The sequence below is a fragment of the Tenacibaculum gallaicum genome (assembly GCF_003387615.1).
Classification (GTDB): Bacteria; Bacteroidota; Bacteroidia; order Flavobacteriales; family Flavobacteriaceae; genus Polaribacter; species Polaribacter gallaicus.
Map to the genome: position 1 here is coordinate 180,814 of NZ_QUNS01000002.1, position 20,586 is coordinate 201,399.

The 20,586-nt window shown below is 31.3% G+C and carries 23 protein-coding genes; 14 read left to right on the top strand and 9 right to left on the bottom strand.

Annotated features, from left to right (window positions below):
- Positions 1-11 precede the first annotated feature (11 nt).
- From C7448_RS05145 to C7448_RS05160, 4 genes are all read left to right on the top strand, one after another.
- Entirely contained in the window at positions 12-1,502 is a 1,491-nt protein-coding gene (locus C7448_RS05145; RefSeq protein WP_115900302.1) for a RagB/SusD family nutrient uptake outer membrane protein, read from the top strand.
- A 444-nt stretch (positions 1,503-1,946) separates the two neighbouring features.
- Positions 1,947-5,060, top strand: a complete 3,114-nt coding sequence (locus tag C7448_RS05150; protein ID WP_115900303.1) for a SusC/RagA family TonB-linked outer membrane protein — start codon at positions 1,947-1,949, stop codon at positions 5,058-5,060.
- 14 nt (positions 5,061-5,074) lie between these two features.
- Positions 5,075-6,739 (top strand): RagB/SusD family nutrient uptake outer membrane protein, encoded by a 1,665-nt coding sequence (locus tag C7448_RS05155; RefSeq protein WP_115900304.1) that lies wholly within the window; start codon positions 5,075-5,077, stop codon positions 6,737-6,739.
- A gap of 130 nt (positions 6,740-6,869) precedes the next feature.
- Positions 6,870-7,121, top strand: a complete 252-nt coding sequence (locus tag C7448_RS05160) for a hypothetical protein (protein ID WP_115900305.1) — start codon at positions 6,870-6,872, stop codon at positions 7,119-7,121.
- Positions 7,122-7,241: 120 nt separating this feature from the next.
- Here the strand turns inward: C7448_RS05160 and pyrF are convergent, their stop codons facing one another.
- Positions 7,242-8,054: an orotidine-5'-phosphate decarboxylase gene (pyrF, locus tag C7448_RS05165; protein ID WP_115900306.1), complete on the bottom strand. Its 813-nt coding sequence runs from the start codon at positions 8,052-8,054 to the stop codon at positions 7,242-7,244.
- A gap of 63 nt (positions 8,055-8,117) precedes the next feature.
- On the opposite strand from pyrF, the gene C7448_RS05170 reads away from it, so the two are divergent.
- From C7448_RS05170 to C7448_RS05210, 9 genes are all read left to right on the top strand, one after another.
- Positions 8,118-9,194, top strand: a complete 1,077-nt coding sequence (locus tag C7448_RS05170; RefSeq protein ID WP_115900307.1) for an ABC transporter permease — start codon at positions 8,118-8,120, stop codon at positions 9,192-9,194.
- 1 nt (position 9,195) lies between these two features.
- On the top strand, positions 9,196-9,678 hold the full coding sequence (locus C7448_RS05175) for a TlpA family protein disulfide reductase (protein WP_115900308.1): 483 nt from the start codon (positions 9,196-9,198) through the stop codon (positions 9,676-9,678).
- Position 9,679: 1 nt separating this feature from the next.
- On the top strand, positions 9,680-10,174 hold the full coding sequence (locus tag C7448_RS05180) for a TlpA family protein disulfide reductase (protein WP_170137002.1): 495 nt from the start codon (positions 9,680-9,682) through the stop codon (positions 10,172-10,174).
- A gap of 41 nt (positions 10,175-10,215) precedes the next feature.
- Positions 10,216-10,974 carry a triose-phosphate isomerase gene (tpiA, locus tag C7448_RS05185; protein WP_115900310.1) on the top strand — a complete coding sequence of 253 codons (759 nt, stop codon included), beginning with the start codon at positions 10,216-10,218 and terminating at the stop codon, positions 10,972-10,974.
- Positions 10,974-11,807 carry a 50S ribosomal protein L11 methyltransferase gene (gene prmA, locus C7448_RS05190; RefSeq protein ID WP_115900311.1) on the top strand — a complete coding sequence of 278 codons (834 nt, stop codon included), beginning with the start codon at positions 10,974-10,976 and terminating at the stop codon, positions 11,805-11,807. The genes tpiA and prmA overlap by 1 nt, the downstream gene beginning before the upstream one ends.
- 5 nt (positions 11,808-11,812) lie before the next feature.
- Entirely contained in the window at positions 11,813-12,088 is a 276-nt protein-coding gene (locus C7448_RS05195; RefSeq protein ID WP_115900312.1) for an ATP-dependent Clp protease adaptor ClpS, read from the top strand.
- Between the two features lie 2 nt (positions 12,089-12,090).
- Positions 12,091-12,363, top strand: coding sequence for a hypothetical protein (locus C7448_RS05200; protein WP_115900313.1), 273 nt, complete (start codon positions 12,091-12,093; stop codon positions 12,361-12,363).
- 474 nt (positions 12,364-12,837) lie between these two features.
- Complete coding sequence (locus tag C7448_RS05205; RefSeq protein ID WP_115900314.1) at positions 12,838-13,167, top strand: hypothetical protein; 330 nt, start codon at positions 12,838-12,840, stop codon at positions 13,165-13,167.
- A gap of 2 nt (positions 13,168-13,169) precedes the next feature.
- The gene (locus tag C7448_RS05210; protein WP_115900315.1) at positions 13,170-13,595 is read left to right on the top strand and encodes a TerB family tellurite resistance protein; all 426 of its coding nucleotides are present in this window, start codon (positions 13,170-13,172) and stop codon (positions 13,593-13,595) included.
- A 38-nt stretch (positions 13,596-13,633) separates the two neighbouring features.
- On the opposite strand, the gene C7448_RS05215 is transcribed toward C7448_RS05210, so the two are convergent.
- From C7448_RS05215 to C7448_RS05250, 8 genes are all read right to left on the bottom strand, one after another.
- Positions 13,634-13,894, bottom strand: coding sequence for a hypothetical protein (locus C7448_RS05215; RefSeq protein ID WP_115900316.1), 261 nt, complete (start codon positions 13,892-13,894; stop codon positions 13,634-13,636).
- 12 nt (positions 13,895-13,906) lie between these two features.
- Positions 13,907-14,320 carry a VOC family protein gene (locus C7448_RS05220; RefSeq protein ID WP_115900317.1) on the bottom strand — a complete coding sequence of 138 codons (414 nt, stop codon included), beginning with the start codon at positions 14,318-14,320 and terminating at the stop codon, positions 13,907-13,909.
- A gap of 10 nt (positions 14,321-14,330) precedes the next feature.
- Entirely contained in the window at positions 14,331-14,609 is a 279-nt protein-coding gene (locus tag C7448_RS05225) for a hypothetical protein (RefSeq protein WP_115900318.1), read from the bottom strand.
- Positions 14,610-14,613: 4 nt separating this feature from the next.
- Complete coding sequence (locus C7448_RS05230) at positions 14,614-15,582, bottom strand: deoxyhypusine synthase family protein (protein ID WP_115900319.1); 969 nt, start codon at positions 15,580-15,582, stop codon at positions 14,614-14,616.
- A gap of 11 nt (positions 15,583-15,593) precedes the next feature.
- On the bottom strand, positions 15,594-16,373 hold the full coding sequence (locus C7448_RS05235; RefSeq protein WP_115900320.1) for an RMD1 family protein: 780 nt from the start codon (positions 16,371-16,373) through the stop codon (positions 15,594-15,596).
- Between the two features lies 1 nt (position 16,374).
- Entirely contained in the window at positions 16,375-17,313 is a 939-nt protein-coding gene (gene speB / locus C7448_RS05240; protein ID WP_115900321.1) for an agmatinase, read from the bottom strand.
- Positions 17,314-17,328: 15 nt separating this feature from the next.
- On the bottom strand, positions 17,329-18,720 hold the full coding sequence (locus tag C7448_RS05245) for an arginine decarboxylase (protein WP_115900618.1): 1,392 nt from the start codon (positions 18,718-18,720) through the stop codon (positions 17,329-17,331).
- Positions 18,721-19,125: 405 nt separating this feature from the next.
- Positions 19,126-19,653, bottom strand: coding sequence for a mechanosensitive ion channel domain-containing protein (locus tag C7448_RS05250; protein WP_115900322.1), 528 nt, complete (start codon positions 19,651-19,653; stop codon positions 19,126-19,128).
- Between the two features lie 97 nt (positions 19,654-19,750).
- Here C7448_RS05250 and C7448_RS05255 point away from each other — a divergent pair, with 97 nt between their 5' ends.
- Positions 19,751-20,584: a universal stress protein gene (locus tag C7448_RS05255; RefSeq protein ID WP_115900323.1), complete on the top strand. Its 834-nt coding sequence runs from the start codon at positions 19,751-19,753 to the stop codon at positions 20,582-20,584.
- Positions 20,585-20,586 lie beyond the last annotated feature (2 nt).

The following is a 20,586-nucleotide window of genomic DNA, read 5'->3' on the forward strand; positions in this document are numbered from 1 at the left end:
TTTAAAACAATATGAGAAAATATATAAAACCAATATTATTAGGAGCAGTTATGGCTCTTTCAATAAGCTGTAGTGATGATTTTCTAGAGGAGAGCCCTAATGAAAATGTTACTGTTGAAGACGTATCAGAGACAGGGAAGATTTACCCAGGTGTTTTAAATGGTACCTTAAGAGGTATTTATGAAACAATGTTACAAGTTGAAACAGGTGGGTTACCAGGAGTACATGAAGACTATGGACAAAAAGGATATGATGTTATTAGTGACATGTTATCTGGAGATTTAGCTCTTGCTCAAAATGTCTATAACAGGTATAGCAGTATAGCGCAGTTAATCGCTACTAATGACTTTACATTTAATAAGCCAAATTACATGGCTTGGAGGTATTATTATAGAATAATTAACTCTAGTAATTTAGTAATTAGATCTTTAGGGGGGGCTGATGCTGTGATTACAGATGCAAATAGAGAGCAAATGGGGCAAGCAAAAGCCTTAAGAGCTTATGGCTATTTCTATTTAACTCAATTATACATTCCTGAGTATACACCTACATCAAAAATATTACCTATATATACTGAAGCTAATTCTGATGCACAACCACAAAGTACAACAGAAGAAGTGTATAAGTTAATGGTAAAAGATTTAGAAGAAGCTATTGCTCTTTTAGAATCTTATAATAGAGAAGAAAAATACCAAATAAACAAGCATGTAGCTAAAGCATTATTAGCTTACGTATATGCTTCAAGAGGTACTGGTACTGATAATGCTAATGCTAGAAACTTAGCAGAGGAAGTTATAAATGAAGGAGGGTTTCCTTTAACCTCTAAAGAGAAAGCTACAGGAGGTTTTAATAGTGTTGCTGAAAACCCAAGTTGGATGTGGGGGGTTGACATTACCATAGACAACGGATTAGACTTAGTATCATGGTGGGGACAAATGGATTATTACACATTTAGTTATCAGTCGTTTGGAGATTTAAAACAAATAGATTTAGGCTTATTTAACTCTATAAAGGATAAAGATATTAGAAAAACTCAGTTTGATAGTAATACAACTTCGGGAAGCTATTTGATGCCTATAAATAAGTTTTACCACTCTGCTAAAAAGTTCAGAGGCCAACGAAATATTGAGTCAGATTATATTTATATGAGAATTGATGAAATGTATTTATTATCAGCAGAAATGGCTGCTAAAGAAGGATTAGAAGTAGAGGCTAAAAATCGTCTAAAAGATTTGTTGTCAGAGAGATATGAGGATGCTGCAGATTATGGGTATATTGATGCTTTATCAGGACAGGCTTTACAAGATGAAATTTATTTACAAACAAGAATAGAGTTTTGGGGTGAAGGAAAAAGTTTCTTTGCGTTAAAAAGAAATAAAGCAACATTGACAAGAGGTTCTAACCATGCATATTTAATGGGAGAATCTATACCTTATAATGATGATAGGTTAGTTCTTGAAATTCCACAATCTGAAGTTCAGAATAACCCATTTATAAATTAATTTTTAGGTGAAATAGCTGCTTAAAAGTATGAACATTCCCCTAATAAAAAGGGCTGAGTTTTTTAACTCAGCCCTTTTCATATTAAAGTAATAGTTTTTCAATTCAAAAAAGAGGTAATTCAAATCAAAGTTATAATAACGAAGAGTTAAGCTTAATACATTTGCGCCAACTTATACCAACTTTGTTTTCATTGGTGTAATTATTTGAATTAATTAATTATAAAGTCAAGGAGTCATTAACCTTGACTTTTTTTGTTTTTATACCTGTCTTTTTCTGTAATTTACTCTTTATTTTTAAATTTTAAAGTTATAAGTGTTTTGTTGTTTTTTTTAACCTTATTTATGTTAAAAAAAAGATATATTAACTGTACTGTTGTTTTTTTTGTAGATTTAGTGTGTTTATTTTTAAAATTTCACTTTAAAGTGAAACTAATTCTATAATTAATGAAATTAAAAAACTACTTAATGCTAATGTTCATGCTTTTGAGTATGACAATTTTAGCGCAAGAAAAAACAGTTACAGGAACTGTAACCGATCAAACGGGAGCACTACCAGGGGTTAGTGTAGTCATCAAAGGAACTACTAAAGGCGTCGAAACAGATTTTGATGGTAAGTATGCCATAAAAGTAAATCAAGGAGACGTACTTGTTTTTAGTTTTGTAGGGTTAAAAACTACTGAAAGAACAGTTGGAGCAATTTCTGTTTTAAATATTAAAATGGAAGAAGATGCTAGTTTGTTAGATGAGGTTATCGTCGTAGCATATGGTACTACTACAAAGGAAGCTTTTACAGGAGCAGCAAATGTTATTGGAATTAAAGATTTAGAAACGCGTAATGTAACCTCTCCAATTGCAGCTATTGAGGGTAAAGCTACAGGAGTCCAATTCACTTCCGCTGCGGGACCTGGTGATTCACCTGGAATAATTATTCGTGGAGTTGGTACCTTAAATGGAGATACTGATCCTCTATATATTGTAGATGGTGTTCAGTATGAAGGATCACTTAACACAATTAACCAAGAAGATATAGCTTCTTTTACTATACTTAAAGATGCTGCTTCAACTTCACTGTATGGTTCTAGAGCAGCAAATGGAGTAGTTATTATAACTACAAAAAAAGGATCTAAATCGGGTGGTGTTAAAGTAAATATTTCCGCTCAGAGTGGTGTAGTTTCTAATGGAGTACCATTATACAATCAAATATCTCCAGGTCAGTATTATGAAACAATGTGGGAAGCATTAAAGAATTCTAGTGCAGGTGGAGGAGACCCTGCATTTGCAAGTGCTAATATTTATAATCAATTGGGGTACAATCCATTCAATGTGCCTAATAATCAAATTGTGGGAGTAGATGGTAAGTTGAACCCTAACGCAAGAGTAATTTATAAGAGTTTAGATTGGTTTGATGAATTTCAAAGAACTGGTTACAGACAAAATTATAATGTTAATGTATCGGCAGGAGGGGAAGATCATAGTGTCTTTTTTTCAGCTTCTTATCTTGATGAAGATAGTTACGTAAGAAGATCTAACTTTAACCGTTTAACAGCAAGGTTGAATGCTGATTTCGATATTAGTGAGAGAATTAAAATAGGGGGAAGTGCAAACATAGCAACTACCGAAGCAAGAGGCCCTAGTTCTGCAGGAGAAGGTAGTATAGCAAACCCATTTAGTTTTGCACAAAATATGGGGGCGGTTTACCCAGTATATGTAAATGATTTACAAGGAAATATTGTAAGAGATGAATTTGGAAACCCTGTATTTGATTCTGGAGAAGGTTTTCCAGAGTACAATATAGGTTCAAGACCTACTAATCAAGGGCGCCATGCATTACAAGAACTTTTATTAAACGATGAAAGTGATAACAATAATACATATGGTTTCAGGTTTTTTGCTGATTTAAAAGTTACTGATAATCTTACGTTTAAGTTAAATTATGGTAAAGACATTAATGAAGAATACGAAAGAGAGTATGAAAATGCTGTTATCGGTGATGCTCAACCAGATGGAAGATTAAGTCAAACACGTGCAAGAAGAGAAGTACAAACTTTCACTCAATTATTAAATTACAATAAAAGTTTTGGAAACCATAATTTAGACGTGTTACTTGGTCATGAAAGTTACGATAGAGCTATTTCGGATATAAGTGGACTATCAACAGTTCAAGCTGCCAACGGTATTTACGAATTTGATAATTTTTCGAATATTGTTCGTTTAAGTGGAGCCACATATGACAAAGCGATTGAAAGTTATTTTACTAGAGTGAATTACAATTTCGATAATAAGTATTATTTGAGTGGTTCTTTTAGACGTGATGGTACCTCTGTTTTTACTGATAACAAATGGGGTGATTTTTATTCTGTTGGAGGATCTTGGCGAATTGATCAAGAAAATTTTATGAAAAATGTATCTTTCATAAATAGATTAAAACTAAGAGCGTCTTATGGTGAAGTAGGAAATGATAATTTGGGAGACAGCTATTTGGCGCAAGCAAGGTTTTCTATTACTTCAAACGCTGCGAATCCTGCAATTATTTTTACAGACATAGGAAATGATGAATTAGTATGGGAAACCACTGAAAATTTTGATGTTGCGTTAGAGTTCGGATTGTTTAATAACTTTTTAGATGGTTCTATCGAGTATTATAAGAAAAATTCAACTGATTTACTTTATCTTTTACCAATTGCGGCAAGTAATGGGTTAAATGAAGTTCCAGTAAATGCAGGAGACATGCTTAATTCAGGATGGGAGTTAGGCTTAACAGCTCATCTTTTCAATACAGAAAATTTTAAATGGGATTTAACGCTACAGGCTTCAACCTTTAAAAATGAAATAACAAAGTTACCAGATCCGTTTATAAACGGTTCAAAACGTTGGGCAGAAGGGAGATCAAGATTTGATTATTTCTTATTAAGAACAGCTGGTGTAGATCCTGATAATGGAGATCAATTGTTCTACATGTATGAGCAAGATGAAAACGGTGAAAGTGTACCAGTTTTAGATGCTGAAGGAAACATTGAAACAACCAATGATTGGCAAGATACTGAAAGAGCTTATACTGGAGATTCTTCAATTCCAGACTTGCTAGGCTCAATTTCTAACTCAATTTCTTACAAAGGTTTATCATTCGATTTCTTAGTTACTTATGGAATTGGTGGGAAAATTTTAGATAATGCATATTCTTCTTTAATGCATAGTGGTACCTATGGAAGAGCACTACATCCAGATATATTAAATGCATGGAGACAGCCAGGAGATATAACAAATGTTCCAAGGTTAGAAAATGGAAACCCTGACTTGGTAAGAACTCAGTCAGATAGGTTTTTAACAGATGCCTCTTTTTGGGCGTTAAAAAATGTAAATATAGGTTATACACTAGATAAAAAAGTAGTAGAGTCACTTAAAATGGATAATATAAGATTCAATTTGTCTGGAGAAAATTTATTCTTAAAAAGTAAGAGAAAAGGATTAAACCCTCAATACAATATAGCAGGTACTCCAAGTGCAAATGATTTTTCACCAGCTAGAATTATTTCTTTCGGTGTTAAAGTTTCATTTTAAAAATAATAATTATGATGATAAATAAATTAAAATACATATTACTAGGTGCCATTGTTTTAACGATGGTGTCATGTAAAGAAGATTACATTGAAAGAACACCAACGGATGCTATATCAGCAGCCGATGCTTTAGCTAACGAAGGAAATATGCAGTTAGTTCTCAACGGTATACACCGAGGGCTATTTTCACAGTCTCAAACAATATTTCCTGGAGGAGATTCTGATAGATCTGGGAACCACTATTGGATACCATTAGGAGATAATTTATCGGGAGGACTAATTCATAGTGCTAATGCTAATAATTTACGTTGGAGAACAGAAATGCAATGGAACTCACATACCGTTCAAACCTCATTAACGAATGAATTATTATGGTATCATAGATACAATATTATCTTACATGCAAATTTGTTAATTAACGGAATAAACGAAGGAAATTTAACTGAGACTTCTAAACTGAACTCTATTTTAGGTCAAGCCTACACCTATAGAGCTTACGCATACCTCTCGTTAATTCAGCATTATGCGAAAGGGTATTTAATAGGTAATCCAAGTACTGATCCTGGAGTACCTTTACTTTTTTCTTCAGAATCACCTTTTACTAGTCAACCGAGATCAACAGTAGAAGAAATTTATGTTCAAATTGGTGACGATTTAGAAGAAGCTATCAAAGCTTTTGAAAAAGGTACTCCAAGACCTTCAGGAGGACCAGAAGTAAAATCTCAGTTGAATATAGATGTAGCTTATGGACTGAAAGCTAGATGGGCTCTTTCTAAAGGAGATTGGCAAACAGCTGCAGATGGAGCAGCTGCTGCACGTCAAAATTACCCGTTGATGAATGAATCTGAATGGAAAGAAGGATTTAATACAAATGACCTTTCAGAAGTTATTTGGGGAAGTAATGTTATTCAAACTGAAACAGTATTTTTTCGCTCTTACTTTTACCTAGCTAGTAATACATTTAATGGAGCTCAAATTAGGAACAATCCAAAAATAGCTGACAGAAGGTTGATTGATGCAATTCCTGATACAGATTATAGAAAAGATGTGTTTATCATAGATGCACCAAACACCAATTCATCAGCTTCAAATAATCAAGGGGGGCTTCACCCAGATACAGGGTTACCAAAAGACCCTAATTATGCAACTGATTTAGATGCCTATAATACTAGAAGAGCAGAAATAAATGCAGAGCATGGTATTACGAATAGCTTTAACCAACATCCTTATATGCATTTTAAATTAAAGAATAAGAGCCCTGGATCTACAGATCCTGACGATATAATTTATATGCGTGCCTCAGAAATGTATTTAATTGAAGCTGAAGCAAAAGCAATGATGAACGATATTACAGGAGCACAAAATGCTTTAAAACCATTAGGTGAAGAACGTGATAGTGCTTATGATGTAACAGTTTATAATACACAAGAATCTTTAATGGATCATATAAAGTTTCAAAGAGGAGTAGAGTTATGGGGAGAAGGGTTTGGATACACAGATAAAATCCGCTGGGATGAAGGAATAGATCATGGAGCTGATGGAGGTTCAGGAGCTTCAGCGGTACTTTATCAGGGAGCTTATCAGATAGAAAAACCTTCTTTAAATGACGATTGGATTTTTAAAATTCCTCAAGCAGAAATTAATGCCAATCCAAATATAACACCAAGTGATCAAAATTAAAAGAGTTGTGAATAGAATAAGAAGCTAATTACATTAAATTTTTGTTTTCATTTAATGTAATTACTTGAATTGATTATAAGCCAAGGAGTTATTAACCTTGGCTTTCTTTTATTGTTTTTATTTAACGTTTTTGTTTATAACAAGATTTTTCTTTATTTTTAGAGATATTAACTCTAATTTTTTTATTAAGTTAAAAAATATTTTAAACTTAGGTACTATTCTAAACAAAGAAGAGCAAAAATCTATTAATGGAGGGTTTGCCTATACTTTTTGGGTTGAAGGATATAAATATTGTGTAGATTGTTCTAGGCCAATTACATCTGAAGATAATCCGACAGTAGATGAAATGCTTAAGTCAGATTGTAGAGAAAGACGATGTTAATCTGTCAGATTTCTCTCTTTTGGTTTCTTAAATAAGTGGACGAAGTCCACTTATTTAACTCTAGGGTGTATGAGGTAAATTATAAAAAAAAGCCAAGGAGTCATTAACCTTGGCTTTCTATTATTTTAAAATAGTTTCCATTTGCTTTTGTAGCTCCTCAGCTTTTGTAGCTGCGGCTTTAGCAAAATTATTTCCGTTAGAAGCATAAATAATTCCACGAGAAGAATTAATTAATAACCCAATGGTATTAGTCATTCCATATTTACAAACTTCTTCTAAACTTCCTCCTTGAGCACCAACTCCAGGAACTAATAAAAAACTCTCAGGAATAATCTTTCTAATGTCAGCTAAATATTCAGCCTTAGTAGCACCAACTACATACATTAAGTTTTGTGAATTTATCCAAGATTTAGAAGCTTCAATAACTTGTTTGTATAATTCTTTCCCATCAACTGTTTTTGTCTGGAAATCGAAAGCACCTTGGTTAGAAGTTAAAGCAAGCATTATAGTATGTTTATCTTCAAAAGCTAAAAAAGGTTCTACAGAGTCCTTTCCCATATACGGAGCAACAGTTACCGAATCAAAAGCCAAATCTTCAAAAAAAGCTTTAGCGTACATAGTTGAGGTGTTACCAATATCACCACGTTTGGCATCAGCAATTGTGAAAATCTCAGGATGTTTTTCGTTTAAGTAGTTAATCGTTTTTTCAAGAGATTTCCAACCTTTAATACCGTAAGCTTCATAAAAAGCGGTGTTAGGCTTATACGCTACACAAAGGTGATGTGTAGTATCAATAATAGCTTTGTTAAAGGAAAAAATAGGGTCTTCTTCTTGAAGTAAATGTGTTGGGATTTTGTTTAAATCAACATCTAATCCAATACATAAAAACGATTTCTTTTTTCGAATTTCAGATACAAGTTGTTGTGTTGTCATGTGTTGTTGTAAAAGTTAGGCAAAAGTACATAAATTTAGCAGTTTCTGTTATCTTTGTTATATATGTTTCAATATGTCATCAACAAAATATTTTACGGCTTCTTAACACTGTTTGGGGTAGTTACTGTAATTTTTTTACTGTTTAATATCTTACCAGGCGATCCAGCCCGTATGATGTTAGACCAGAGAGAAGATACCGAGCAGTTACAAAATATTCGAAAGAAATACGGATTCGACAAACCTGTATTTACGCAGTATTTGTATTATTTGAATGATGTTTCTCCGTTGTCATTTCATAGTAAGAATAAAGACAATTATACTTTTTTATCTGAAGGGAAATACAACGCTCAATCCTTGTTTTCGGCAGGAAATACTGAAGTGGTTATAAAAACTCCGTATTTACGTCAATCCTTTCAAAAGAATGGTAAAAATGTTTCCGAAGTAATTAAAGAAACTTTACCAAACACTGCAATTTTAGCAATAGTAGCAATAACGATTGCACTTTTTTTAGGAATTATATTAGGGATATTCTCTGCGTTACTTAAAGATACTTTTTTTGATAGAATAATTGCTGTTGTTAGTACTTTAGGAATGAGTGTTCCATCATTCTTTTCAGCCATATTGTTTGCTTGGTTTTTCGGATTTGTATTACATAAATATACACATTTGGAAATGACAGGAAGCTTGTATGAAGTTGATGATTTTGGAGAAGAGACTTATATTCAATGGAAAAATTTACTGCTACCTGCAATAGTGTTAGGTATTCGTCCGTTAGCTGTAGTAATCCAGTTAATGAGGAATTCATTGTTAGAAACCTTAAGTCAAGACTATATTAGAACAGCAAAGGCAAAAGGTTTAACGATGTATCAAGTAATAAAAAAGCATGCGTTGAAAAACTCATTAAACCCAGTAATAACAGCAATATCAGGATGGTTTGCTTCGATGTTAGCTGGAGCAGTTTTTGTAGAGTATATTTTTAACTGGAACGGATTAGGAAAAGAAATAGTAAACTCTTTAAACACGCTCGATTTACCAGTAATTATGGGTGCTGTTTTAGTAGTTGCTACACTATTTATAATCATAAATATATTAGTAGATATTTTATATAGTTGGTTAGATCCCCGAATAAGATTACAATAGAATGAGAATATTTTTTATATTGATTACTGTAGCTTTTTTATCAAGCTGCGCTGTATTTCAACCAAAAGAATTTACCCCAGCATCTCTGAATGAAGAACTACTGAACTTAGAAAGAAAACCAATTTCACTTCAAGAAGTTTTAGAGAAAAATAAAGGTAAGAAAATGTTGATACAAATCTTTGCAACTTACTGTCCTTACAGCCAACGAAGTTTTGATGATGTGCTTTTATTTCAAAAGAAAAATCCAGAATTAGAATATGTTTTTTTATCAGTAGATCATTCATATCATGATTGGAAACGAGGTTTAGAAAGTGTTCCTGTAAAAGGTCAACACTATTACATTCAAAAAAAAGGAGAAGGAGCACTTGGTGAATTTTTAAAGCTAAAAACAATTCCACGGTTTTTGATGGTTGATGAAGATGGAAAGATTACGGTGTATAAATCATCAAAAGTGTCAGACAAACTTCAAAACAAAGTACAATAACATGAAAAAAATAGTGATAGTAGTTTTTATCGGGATAACCCTTTTAGGTTGTTCAAAAGAAAACCCAAGTCAATTTTCAACTGAAGCTTTAAAAGATGTTCTTCTTTCTTTGGATGGAAAAGAAGTTCTGTTCAAAGATATTTTAGAAAAGCATAAAGGAAAAAAAATATTAATAGATATTTGGGCTTCGTGGTGTCCAGACTGTTTAAAAAGTATTCCAGAAGTACAAAAAATTCAGGGAGAACAACCTGAAGCAGCTTATGTTTTTTTATCCTTAGACAGAAATAAGACAGATTGGAAAAATGGTATTGAACGTCTAAAAATAGAAGGAGATCATTATTTTATAGAATCAGGTTGGGAAGGAAAATTAGGTGAGTTTTTAGGTTTAGATTGGATTCCAAGATTTTTAGTAATTGATGAGAAAGGAAAAATACTTGTTTTTGATGCTACAAAAGCGACTGATAATTTAATTCGTCAAAGCCTAGAAAAAATGTAATTTTGCAGACAGAAAATCAATAACCAGAAAAAACAATACACGTGAGACAAAAAATAGTTGCAGGTAACTGGAAGATGAATAAAAACCTTGATGAAGCAAAAGAATTAATCGAGGGAATAAAGAAAGAAGTAAAAGCTGGTTTAGATGAAGGTACTAGAGTGATAATTGCTCCTAGTTTTGTAAACCTACAATCAGCAGTGAAAAATACCGAAGAATCGGTTGTAGAGGTTGCGGCACAAAATATGCATCAATCTAAAAGTGGAGCGTTCACAGGAGAGGTTTCTGCAGATATGTTAACAAATTTAGGTGTTAACATAGTAATTTTAGGGCATTCTGAACGTAGAGAGTACTTTGGTGAAACAGATGAGTTATTAGCTGAAAAGGTAGATGCTGCTTTAGTAAATGGTTTAGAAGTTGTTTTTTGTTTTGGAGAATTGTTAGAAGATAGAAAGTCTGGAAATCATTTTAAAGTAGTAGAAAGCCAACTTCAAAAAGGATTGTTTCATCTTCAAAAAGCTAATTTTAAGAATATTATTTTAGCTTACGAACCTGTTTGGGCGATTGGAACAGGAGAAACAGCTTCACCAGAGCAAGCACAAGAAATGCACGCTTTTGTAAGAGAACTTTTTGCTAAAGAATTTGGAAAAGAAACAGCTGATGCTATTTCAATTTTATACGGAGGAAGTGTAAAACCAGCCAACGCAAAAGAGATTTTTTCAAAACCAGATGTTGATGGAGGGTTAATAGGTGGAGCAGCATTGAAAGCAGAAGATTTTGCAGCAATAATTAAATCAATTTAATGGATAATATTTATATAGAATATACTTTTGAAGTAACACCGAAAGAACCAACCACTGAAATTTTAATTGCTGAGTTAGGTGCTTTAGGATTTGAAAGTTTTGTAGAGAACGAAAATGGAGTTGTAGCGTATATTCAAAAAGATGATTGGACTGCTGATATTTTAGAAAGTGTATTTGTGTTAAGCTCGGAAGAGTTTTCAATTCAATACGAGCATAAAGAAATAGAGCAAACCAATTGGAATGCAGAATGGGAAAAGAATTTTAATCCTATTCAGGTAGATGATTTGGTAAGTATTAGAGCTCCGTTTCATGAAAATCCTAATTTACAGTACGATATAGTAATTGAGCCAAAAATGAGTTTTGGTACAGGACATCATGAAACTACACATATGATGGTACAGCATTTGATTAACCTAGATGTAACTGATAAAAAAGTACTAGATATGGGGTGCGGAACAGGGATTTTAGCAATTTTTTCTGAAATGAAAGGAGCACAACCTATTGATGCCATTGATATTGATGCATGGTGTTATGAGAACTCGTTAGAAAATGTAGAAAGAAACAATTGCAAACATATTTCGGTTTATGAAGGGGAAGCCTCACTATTAGAAGGAAAAAAATACGATGTTATTATAGCAAATATTAACCGTAATATCTTGTTAAATGATATGCAAACCTATACAAATTGCTTAACTGAAAAAGGAGTTTTATTATTAAGTGGATTTTACAGTGAAGATATTCCAGTAATTGATAATGAGGTGTCTAAGTGTGGTTTAACATTAAAAGATACGATAAAAAGAAATAATTGGGTAGCTTTGCAGTATCAAAAATAAAACAAATGAGTACGATAGAAAAAATTCAAGAAGAGCTTGATGTTTTATTAAATGAAACGAGAAAGCACGAAATTGTTTTGCACAATGATGAGGTAAATACCTTTGATTTTGTAATTGATAGTCTGGTAACTGTATGTGACCATACACTAGAGCAAGCAGAACAATGTACTATTTTGGTTCATTATAAAGGTAAGTGTTCAGTTAAAACAGGAGAGTATAAAGATTTAGAACCACGATGCTCTAAATTATTAGAGTTAGGTTTATCAGCAGAGATAGTGTAAGAATGGAAAACGTTTTAAAGTATTACGAATTTTCAGAATTTTTTAAAGACAGCTCAGGTACGTTTAAAAAGAACGAAATAAGTTTCTCAGAACTAAACAAAGAGCATTTTTTAATTTTTGAAAAAAAGGAATCGCAATATAACCTCTACGTGTCAAAATACAGTTCTAAAAAAGGTGTTGGTAAAGAACCGCCAGAGATACTGGAGCTATTGGTAGAAAACTACGATAAGTCTATACCTGAACACAGAATAATACTTAGAAAATACTTGTATTAAAAACTCAAAAATTTTTTTTTGAGTTTTTTTTATGCTTTTAGGTGACCAATTAAAAATTATAGTGTCATAATAGTGTAGATAAAAAGAAAAGAATTAAGTTGAAAATATGACCTCTTAAATATAAAACTTCTCTTTTTTGCTTAAAGCTTTACAAAGAGAAGTTTTTTAAGGTTTAAAAATAGTAGTAGTTAGTTTTTATACTAAGTTTGGTTAGACGAAAAGGCCTTAAGCGAAAGTTTAAGGTCTTTTTTATTTCTCTATTTTAATTAAAAAATAAATAAAAAGGTCTTTAAAAAAGAGTGAAAAATAATGTATCTTTATATAGATGAAACAGTAATAATAAAAGCCTATGTAACATCATTTTCTTTGTATACCACGAGCATAACTAAAAGCTAGTTTGTGCTAAAAGAAACTTGGACTTGTTGTGGTAAATATCCAAGATATAAATTTTGTTAATTAAAAATTTTAAAGAAAATGAAACATGCAATCATAACAACAGTATTTATAGTATTTATTGGGGTAAGTTTGGCTTTAACAACTAAACAAAAAGAGCTTACAGATCCCATAAAAATAGCAGCAATTTTTCAAGGCTATGATGAATACGGTTATACTTTTTCATTTGTAAATGAAGAAGGAGATGACGATGTAATTACTTTTGAAGGGATATCAGAGAAAATATTGAAACTTTATAACTTAAAAGACACTAAATTTGTAGAGCAGGAATTTGAAATCACCTATGATTATGAAGTATCAGACGATGAGGTTGAAACTCCTGTGTTACAGTCAATAAAAAAAATAGAATAATTATGAGTATTGTAGATTTATACGAGTCAAGTAAGCATAGAAATAATGTAGCACACTTTAGTGCTATTTTTAATCTTGCTATCATTGATGGTGATTTAAATGAAGATGAAGAGAAATTAGTGAATCGTTTTGCTAGAAAATTAGATATAACTGAGGCAGAGTATGAAGAAATAGTAGAAAACTCTAAGAAATACCCAGTAGTGCCACAAGCAAAAACTGATGACAGACTAGAGCGTTTGCTAGATTTATTCAAAATAATTTATTCAGATCATCAAATAGATGAGGCTGAGTTAAAATTAATTTTGAGATATGCTATTCAGCTTGGTTTTTCACAAGAAAAAGCAGAGGTAATTATCTCTAAAACTACGAAAATTTTTAGCGGTAAAATTGATTTAGATCAGTATAAGTCGATACTAAATATCTTATAAAAAGTAAAATCCCATTCTAAACAGAATGGGATTTGTTTTTAAAGTAATTGTAGATTTTCTAACTTAAAAATTACGATATCTTCATCATCTAGGTCGTCAAAAATTTCTTTATACGTAATTTCAAAACTTTTATTTTTTAGAGATGAAGACTTTAAATCTAAATGTTCAAGATTCTTTTTGTTGATTTGGTCAAAATCAATAATATCTCCGTTTTCTAATTCAAAAATATAATAGCCGTTTGTGTATCCTTGATAAACACCGACTAATGTAACTGTTTGTCGTGAGTTGTAAAAAGCCATGGCTGCCTATATTTACATCATAAACATATCATCTTCTTCAATAAAAGTTTTAAATTCTAAAGTATATCCGTTAGGGTCTTTTATAAAAAACGACACGTGCTCTCCGTGCTTATCTTTTAAAAAAGTTTTTTTCACACTATAATCAGATAACCAGTAGTTAACTCTGTCGTACATTTCTTCCCACATATCACTATTTACAATAACACCAAAGTGAAAGGTGGGCAAAGTATGTTGTTCAAATTGATAGTCTGGAAAACCTAAATTAAATTGATCAACTAAAACAAAAGTTAGCTGGTTGTTAAATAGATTAATATCTACCCATTTTTCAGTTACTCTTCCAGCATGAAATCCTAGTTCATCGGTGTAAAATTTTATTGTTTCTCCTATGTTTAAACATGGAAGTGACATGTGAAAAGTTGGATTCATAATTTACTATTTATTCATTATCAAAATCGTTAGTTATCTCAATTTCATCAAAAGTATCACTGCTATCATCATCAACTTCATGATCTTCCATTGTTTGTTGCAATTGTGAACTTATTTTTACTAAATACAACGTATCATCAGTGTTTACTTCTACAGCTTTTACTGTTTCTCCTTTACTGTTTTTAAAGGAGATAATGTCAGAATGATCGTATCCGTAAGGATATCTTTCTACTAATAAATCTAAAATATCAGTAGTTAACTTAGCATAGTCTACAATAACTCTTTTCATAAGGTTACATTTTTAATAAATAAGCGAATATTAATGGAGCAACAATTGTTGCATCACTTTCTATAATAAACTTAGGAGTATCAATGTCTAATTTTCCCCACGTAATTTTTTCATTAGGAACTGCTCCTGAATAAGATCCGTAACTTGTGGTTGAATCTGAAATTTGACAGAAATAACTCCAGAAAGGAGTATCTTCTCTTTCTAAATCTTGATACAACATCGGTACTACACAAATAGGAAAATCTCCTGCAATTCCTCCTCCAATTTGAAAGAAACCGATTCCATCCTTTGAATTTTCAGTATACCAATGAGCTAAGAAAGTCATATATTCAATTCCTGATTTCATAGTAGAAGCTTTTAATTCTCCTTTTACTACGTAGGAAGCAAAAATATTTCCCATTGTGCTATCTTCCCATCCAGGAACAACAATAGGTAAGTTCTTTTCTGCTGCTGCATACATCCAAGAGTCTTTTAAATCGATTTCGTAATACTCTTCTAAAACTCCTGATAATAATAACTTGTACATAAATTCATGTGGAAGATAACGCTCACCAGCTCCTTCTGCGTCTTTCCAAATTTTGAAAATATGCTTCTGTAAACGCCTAAAAGCTTCCTCTTCAGGAATACATGTATCGGTAACTCGGTTTAACCCTTTTAATAATAAATCCCACTCTTCTTGTGGAGTTAAATCACGATAGTTTGGTACTCTTTTATAATGAGAGTGAGCAACTAGGTTCATGATATCTTCTTCAAGGTTGGCACCGGTACAAGAAATGATATGTACTTTATCTTGACGAATCATTTCAGCAAAAATTTTTCCTAATTCAGCAGTACTCATAGCACCTGCTAATGATACTAACATTTTAGATCCTTGTTCTAATTGTGCCTCATACCCTTTTGCAGCATCTACTAATGCAGCAGCGTTGAAGTGCAGGAAGTATTTTTCTATAAAATTGGTTATAGGTTTGTTCATTTTTTATTTTGTTAAATGATTTTTTCAACAATTACCTGTACTACTTCAAAAAGGATTAAAAGAATGATAATCCACTCTAGCATGCTGCTGTATTTATGCTGTAGTATATCGTTGAATAAATCTAAATTTTCTTTAATTACGTTTAAACTATTTTCAATTCCTTGATGACGTTTTAAAATGTCTAACTCATCTTTTAGTTTATAATCTAAATCAGACAAGTCTTTGTTATTCCAAGCTACATCTGGTGAGTCAAAAACGAATAGATTTTCAGCAATGTTGTTTTTTAAATTTAAGGTTTTACCAATAAATTTTCGCATTTGAATTTTAGAAAGTTTAAAACTTCCTGTTTTTTCTAATTGTTTTGAATACACTAATGTTTTATCGTGTAAATCAGATGTTTTGTTTACATAATTCATTAATGCTACCGATTGTGCTAGGTTAAGCATGATAATATGTGCCACATCATCGTTTAATTCTTTAATTTGAATAGTTCCAAAATCAACTTCTATCGAATTAGAAAAAGTTAAGTTGTATTTTTCTGAAGGCAAGTTATTGATAGCTGACCTTTCTTTGTTGATTAAAAAACTAACAATTTGACTCGTTAAATCATCTGCACAGTTAATAAAAACGACACTTCCATATTCTTTTATATAGAGGTATGAATCGTTTGTAATTTTATATAATAAAAAAGAATGTTCTCTTTTTATTAAATCATACGATTCAAACTGTGAACGAACATCACTAAGTGCTATTCGTTTTTCAAGATGATATGCAAATGCTTTTAAGTGCATCTTAATAATCGTTGTCGTCGTTTTTAAACTTCGCTAATTTGTTAAATGGCGAACTATCTTCTTCATCGTAAACTTCTTCATCTTCCATTTTAGAAGAGAATTTATAGCTTAACATTTTATAGTACAATTTAGCCGCTAAAAAGTCTGATGACTTTTCACTTTTATTAGGACATAATTCTACAATATCAAAACCAACCACATTTCTTTCAGTAAATACTTTCTTTAAAAACTCTAAAGTTTCGTAGTAAAACAATCCTCCTGGTTCAGGGGTTCCTGTACTTGGTAATAATGATGGATCGATTGCATCTAAATCAAAGGTTATAAAAACATTGCCTGTTAATTGGTCAATTACTTCATCTATCCAGTATTCATTCATTGCCATATCGTGTGCAAAAAAAACTTTATCCATGTTCATAGAAGACTTTTCTGATATGTCCATGCTACGAATACCTACTTGTACTAAGTTAGTTGTTTGATTTGCTTCATATACCGCACAAGCATGATTGTAAGAGCTACCTTCGTATTCTTTTCGTAAATCTGCATGTGCGTCAATATGTAATACTGTTAAGTTGTTAAAACATTCATTAAAAGCACGGATTGTTCCTATTGAAATTGAATGTTCTCCACCAAAAAGAGTTACAAACTTATTTTTATTGATGAATTTTTTAGTGGTTGCATGTACAGCTTCTACCATAGCTTCAGGAGAAGAATTTTCCGTAACAGCATCAGCTAAATAAACACCTTCTTTGTATACTTCACTATCAGTTTCTATATCGTATAACTCCATGTTTTCAGAAGCATTTAAAAATGCTTCAGGACCTTTGTCTGCTCCTTTCTGCCAAGTGCTAGTCCCGTCATAAGGAACAGGGATTAGTACTACTTTAGCATTTTCTAATTTTGCGTATTGGTCAGGGATTCCTGCGTAATTTCTTTTTTTCATGTTGATATTTTTTTACTAGTATCCTAAAATTGATAATAGTTCTTCGCTTTTTTGTTGTTCTTTAAATAATTTGGTGGTTAAATCACCATTTTCGTTTTTTTCAATTAGTATATGTTTGGGCGTTGGTATTAAACAGTGTTGTAATCCGCCAAAGCCACCAATAGTTTCTTGGTAAGCTCCTGTATTGAAAAAACCGACATATAACGGCCTCTCTTTTTCATATACAGGCAAATAAATTCCGTTTACATGCTGTTCAGAATTGTAATAATCATCGCTATCACAGGTCAATCCACCTAATAAAACACGTTCATACCTATGATTCCATTTATTAATAGGAAGCATAATAAAGCGTTTGTTTATAGCCCAAGAATCAGGTAACGTAGTGATGAAAGATGAGTTAATCATATTCCATTTTTCACGGTCGTTTTGTTTTTTTTGATATAATACTTCATATACAGCTCCTCCAGCTTCACCAACGGTAAAACTTCCAAATTCAGTAAAAATATTAGGTACTGATACACCAGCTTCTTTACAAGAAAGGTTTATTTGGTTTATAATTTCATCTACCATGTATTCATAATCGTAATCAAATGCTAATGAGTTTTTAATAGGGAAACCTCCACCAATATTTAAGCTATCTAGGCATGGACATACTTTTTTTAGCTTGGTATATACTCGTAAACATTTTACTAATTCGTTCCAATAATAGGCGTTATCTCTAATTCCTGTATTGATAAAGAAGTGTAGCATCTTTAGCTCTACTTGTGGGTTATTAGCGATTTCACGTTCGTAAAACGATACAATATTTTTGTAACCAATTCCTAAACGGCTAGTGTAAAACTCAAACTTAGGCTCTTCTTCTGAAGCAATACGAATTCCTACGTTAAATTTACTTCTAGTTTCGTCTAACAATAAGTTTAACTCCTCGTAATTGTCAATTATTGGTATGCAATTTGTATGCCCACCATCAATTAAACTTATAATATTGGCAATGTATTGGTCGCGTTTAAAACCGTTACACAATACATAAGCATCATCACTTAATTTTCCTTCTTTTTTTAGTGATTTTACAATATCAATATCAAAAGCAGATGAGGTCTCAATGTGTATATCGTTTTTTAAAGCTTCGTCTAGCACATATTTAAAATGAGAGCTTTTAGTACAATAACTGTAGTTGTAAGTACCTTGGTAATTGTGTTTTTCAATAGCTGTATGAAACCAGTTTTTAGCTTTGTTTATGTTTTCTGATATTTTGGGTAAATAGGTGAATTTTAACGGTGCTCCGTATTGTTTCACTAATTCCAGCATATCAATGTTGTGAAAAAATAAATTGTTGTTTTCTGTATGAAATTCCGCTTGCGGAAAATCAAATGTTTGTTCTATTAAGTCTTTATATTTAGTATTCATTGTTATTTTAGTTGTATCTGTATGTTGGGTACAGACAATCATTCCAAAAATAGTTAAGGCATAGACCCGAAACTTTTTTAAATAAAATGTATAACAGATTTTGTTGTTGTGTTACAACAAGCTGTTAAACCAAAATAAATTAAATAGTTAGACTCTTAAAGCTAAGCAATCACCACACTGTTTATAAAAATTCAGTGGTAGAGAGTATTGAAAGTTGGAAGAAACCTTAATTTTTCGGTTGTGTTTCTCAAACACTAAGTAATCAACTATCTTCCCATAGAAGTTATTGCCGAAATAAGTAAAACGTAACATTTTGACTTATATAATAAGATGCGGTAAATGTAAACTATTTTTTAATACAACAAACTTTTTTTTATTTTTTTTAATGGATTGATTTGTAGTTTTTTAGTCTTTTTTTTGATTCCTTATTAACTCTATTCCTTTGTATAGAATAGTTGTATTGGGTATCGTAATTTCTCTTTTTTCTTCTGGCATGTATAAAAGAACATAAAAACCAGTAATGTTTTTAACAACTCCTTGTAAATCGAAGTCTTTGTCTATAATTTTTATAGTATCGCCAATGCGCATAGGATGATAAAAAAACAAAATAATACTAGCTGTTAGGTTTGATAAAATAGACCATTGAGCAAAAAAACCAACTCCAAGTACCGCAAGTATTGAAGAAGCAAAAACGATAACTTCTTTAAAGTTAATACCAAAAATTATCAACGAGATAAAGAAAGCTAAGGTATAATATAGAAAATAACTTAGGTTTAATATCAATTTTCTTCTATGAGGTTCAATAGCATTTTTTACGATATAAGATCGGGTGAGTTTTTTAGTAAGATGAATCAAAAAAAATAACGTTGCTATTAAAAACAAGAACTGTAAAAACGGACTGAAGAGAGACAGTTCTAAAAAACGATTTTTCATTATTGAGTATTTTTATTACAAATATACTTCTGGTTTTGTAAATACAATCTCGAAATAAAAAATTATATTTGATTGGAAATCATAATTCTATATCGTTATGAAAAACATTTTAATACCATATAATTTTTCAGAGGTGGCAATTAATGCACTGAATTATACAAAACAATTGTTTAAAGATGTTGAGGCAACTATTTATTTATTAGATGTGTACATAAGTCAACCTTCAGAACTTTTAAGTGATGAAGAAAATGAAAAATGGTTTAATGAAATGGATAATGAAATTGAAGACGAATTAAAGTATCTGATTGATGTTTTAAGAAGAGAAGATACTAGTTTTAAATACGATTATATTGTAGCATCTAATTCATTAACCAAAGCAGTAACGAACACAATTAAAGAAAAGGATATTGATGTTGTAATTACAGGTACAAAAGGAGCAAAAAGCTTAACTGAAATATTTATTGGTACCAATACCATGAAAATAATTAATGCGGTTAATGAATGCCCAATATTGGTAGTACCAATGAATTATAAGTATAAAGCATTACATCAGATAGTATTTTCAACAAATTATAAAAGGACGTTTACAGTAAGAGAGCTACAATTTTTAGTGAATTTAACGACAATTAAAAAAAGTTTAATTGAAGTTGTGAATCTTTCAGAAGAAAGTTTTCTGTCTGAAAATCAGCAGAGAAATAAAGTTAAATTAAGAGAATTACTACAAGAGCTAAATGTTGTGTATAAAAAGTTAGATTGGAAAGATTCTGAAACATTAACTTTAGAAAATCATATAGAAGAAACAGAAAGCGAACTGTTGGTTTTAATAAATCATAAATACAACTTCTTTAATCGTTTGTTAGATGAAAACGTAATTAAAAAATCGGCATTTAATAGTAAAATACCTTTATTAATATTACCAGAAATAGTGTAATT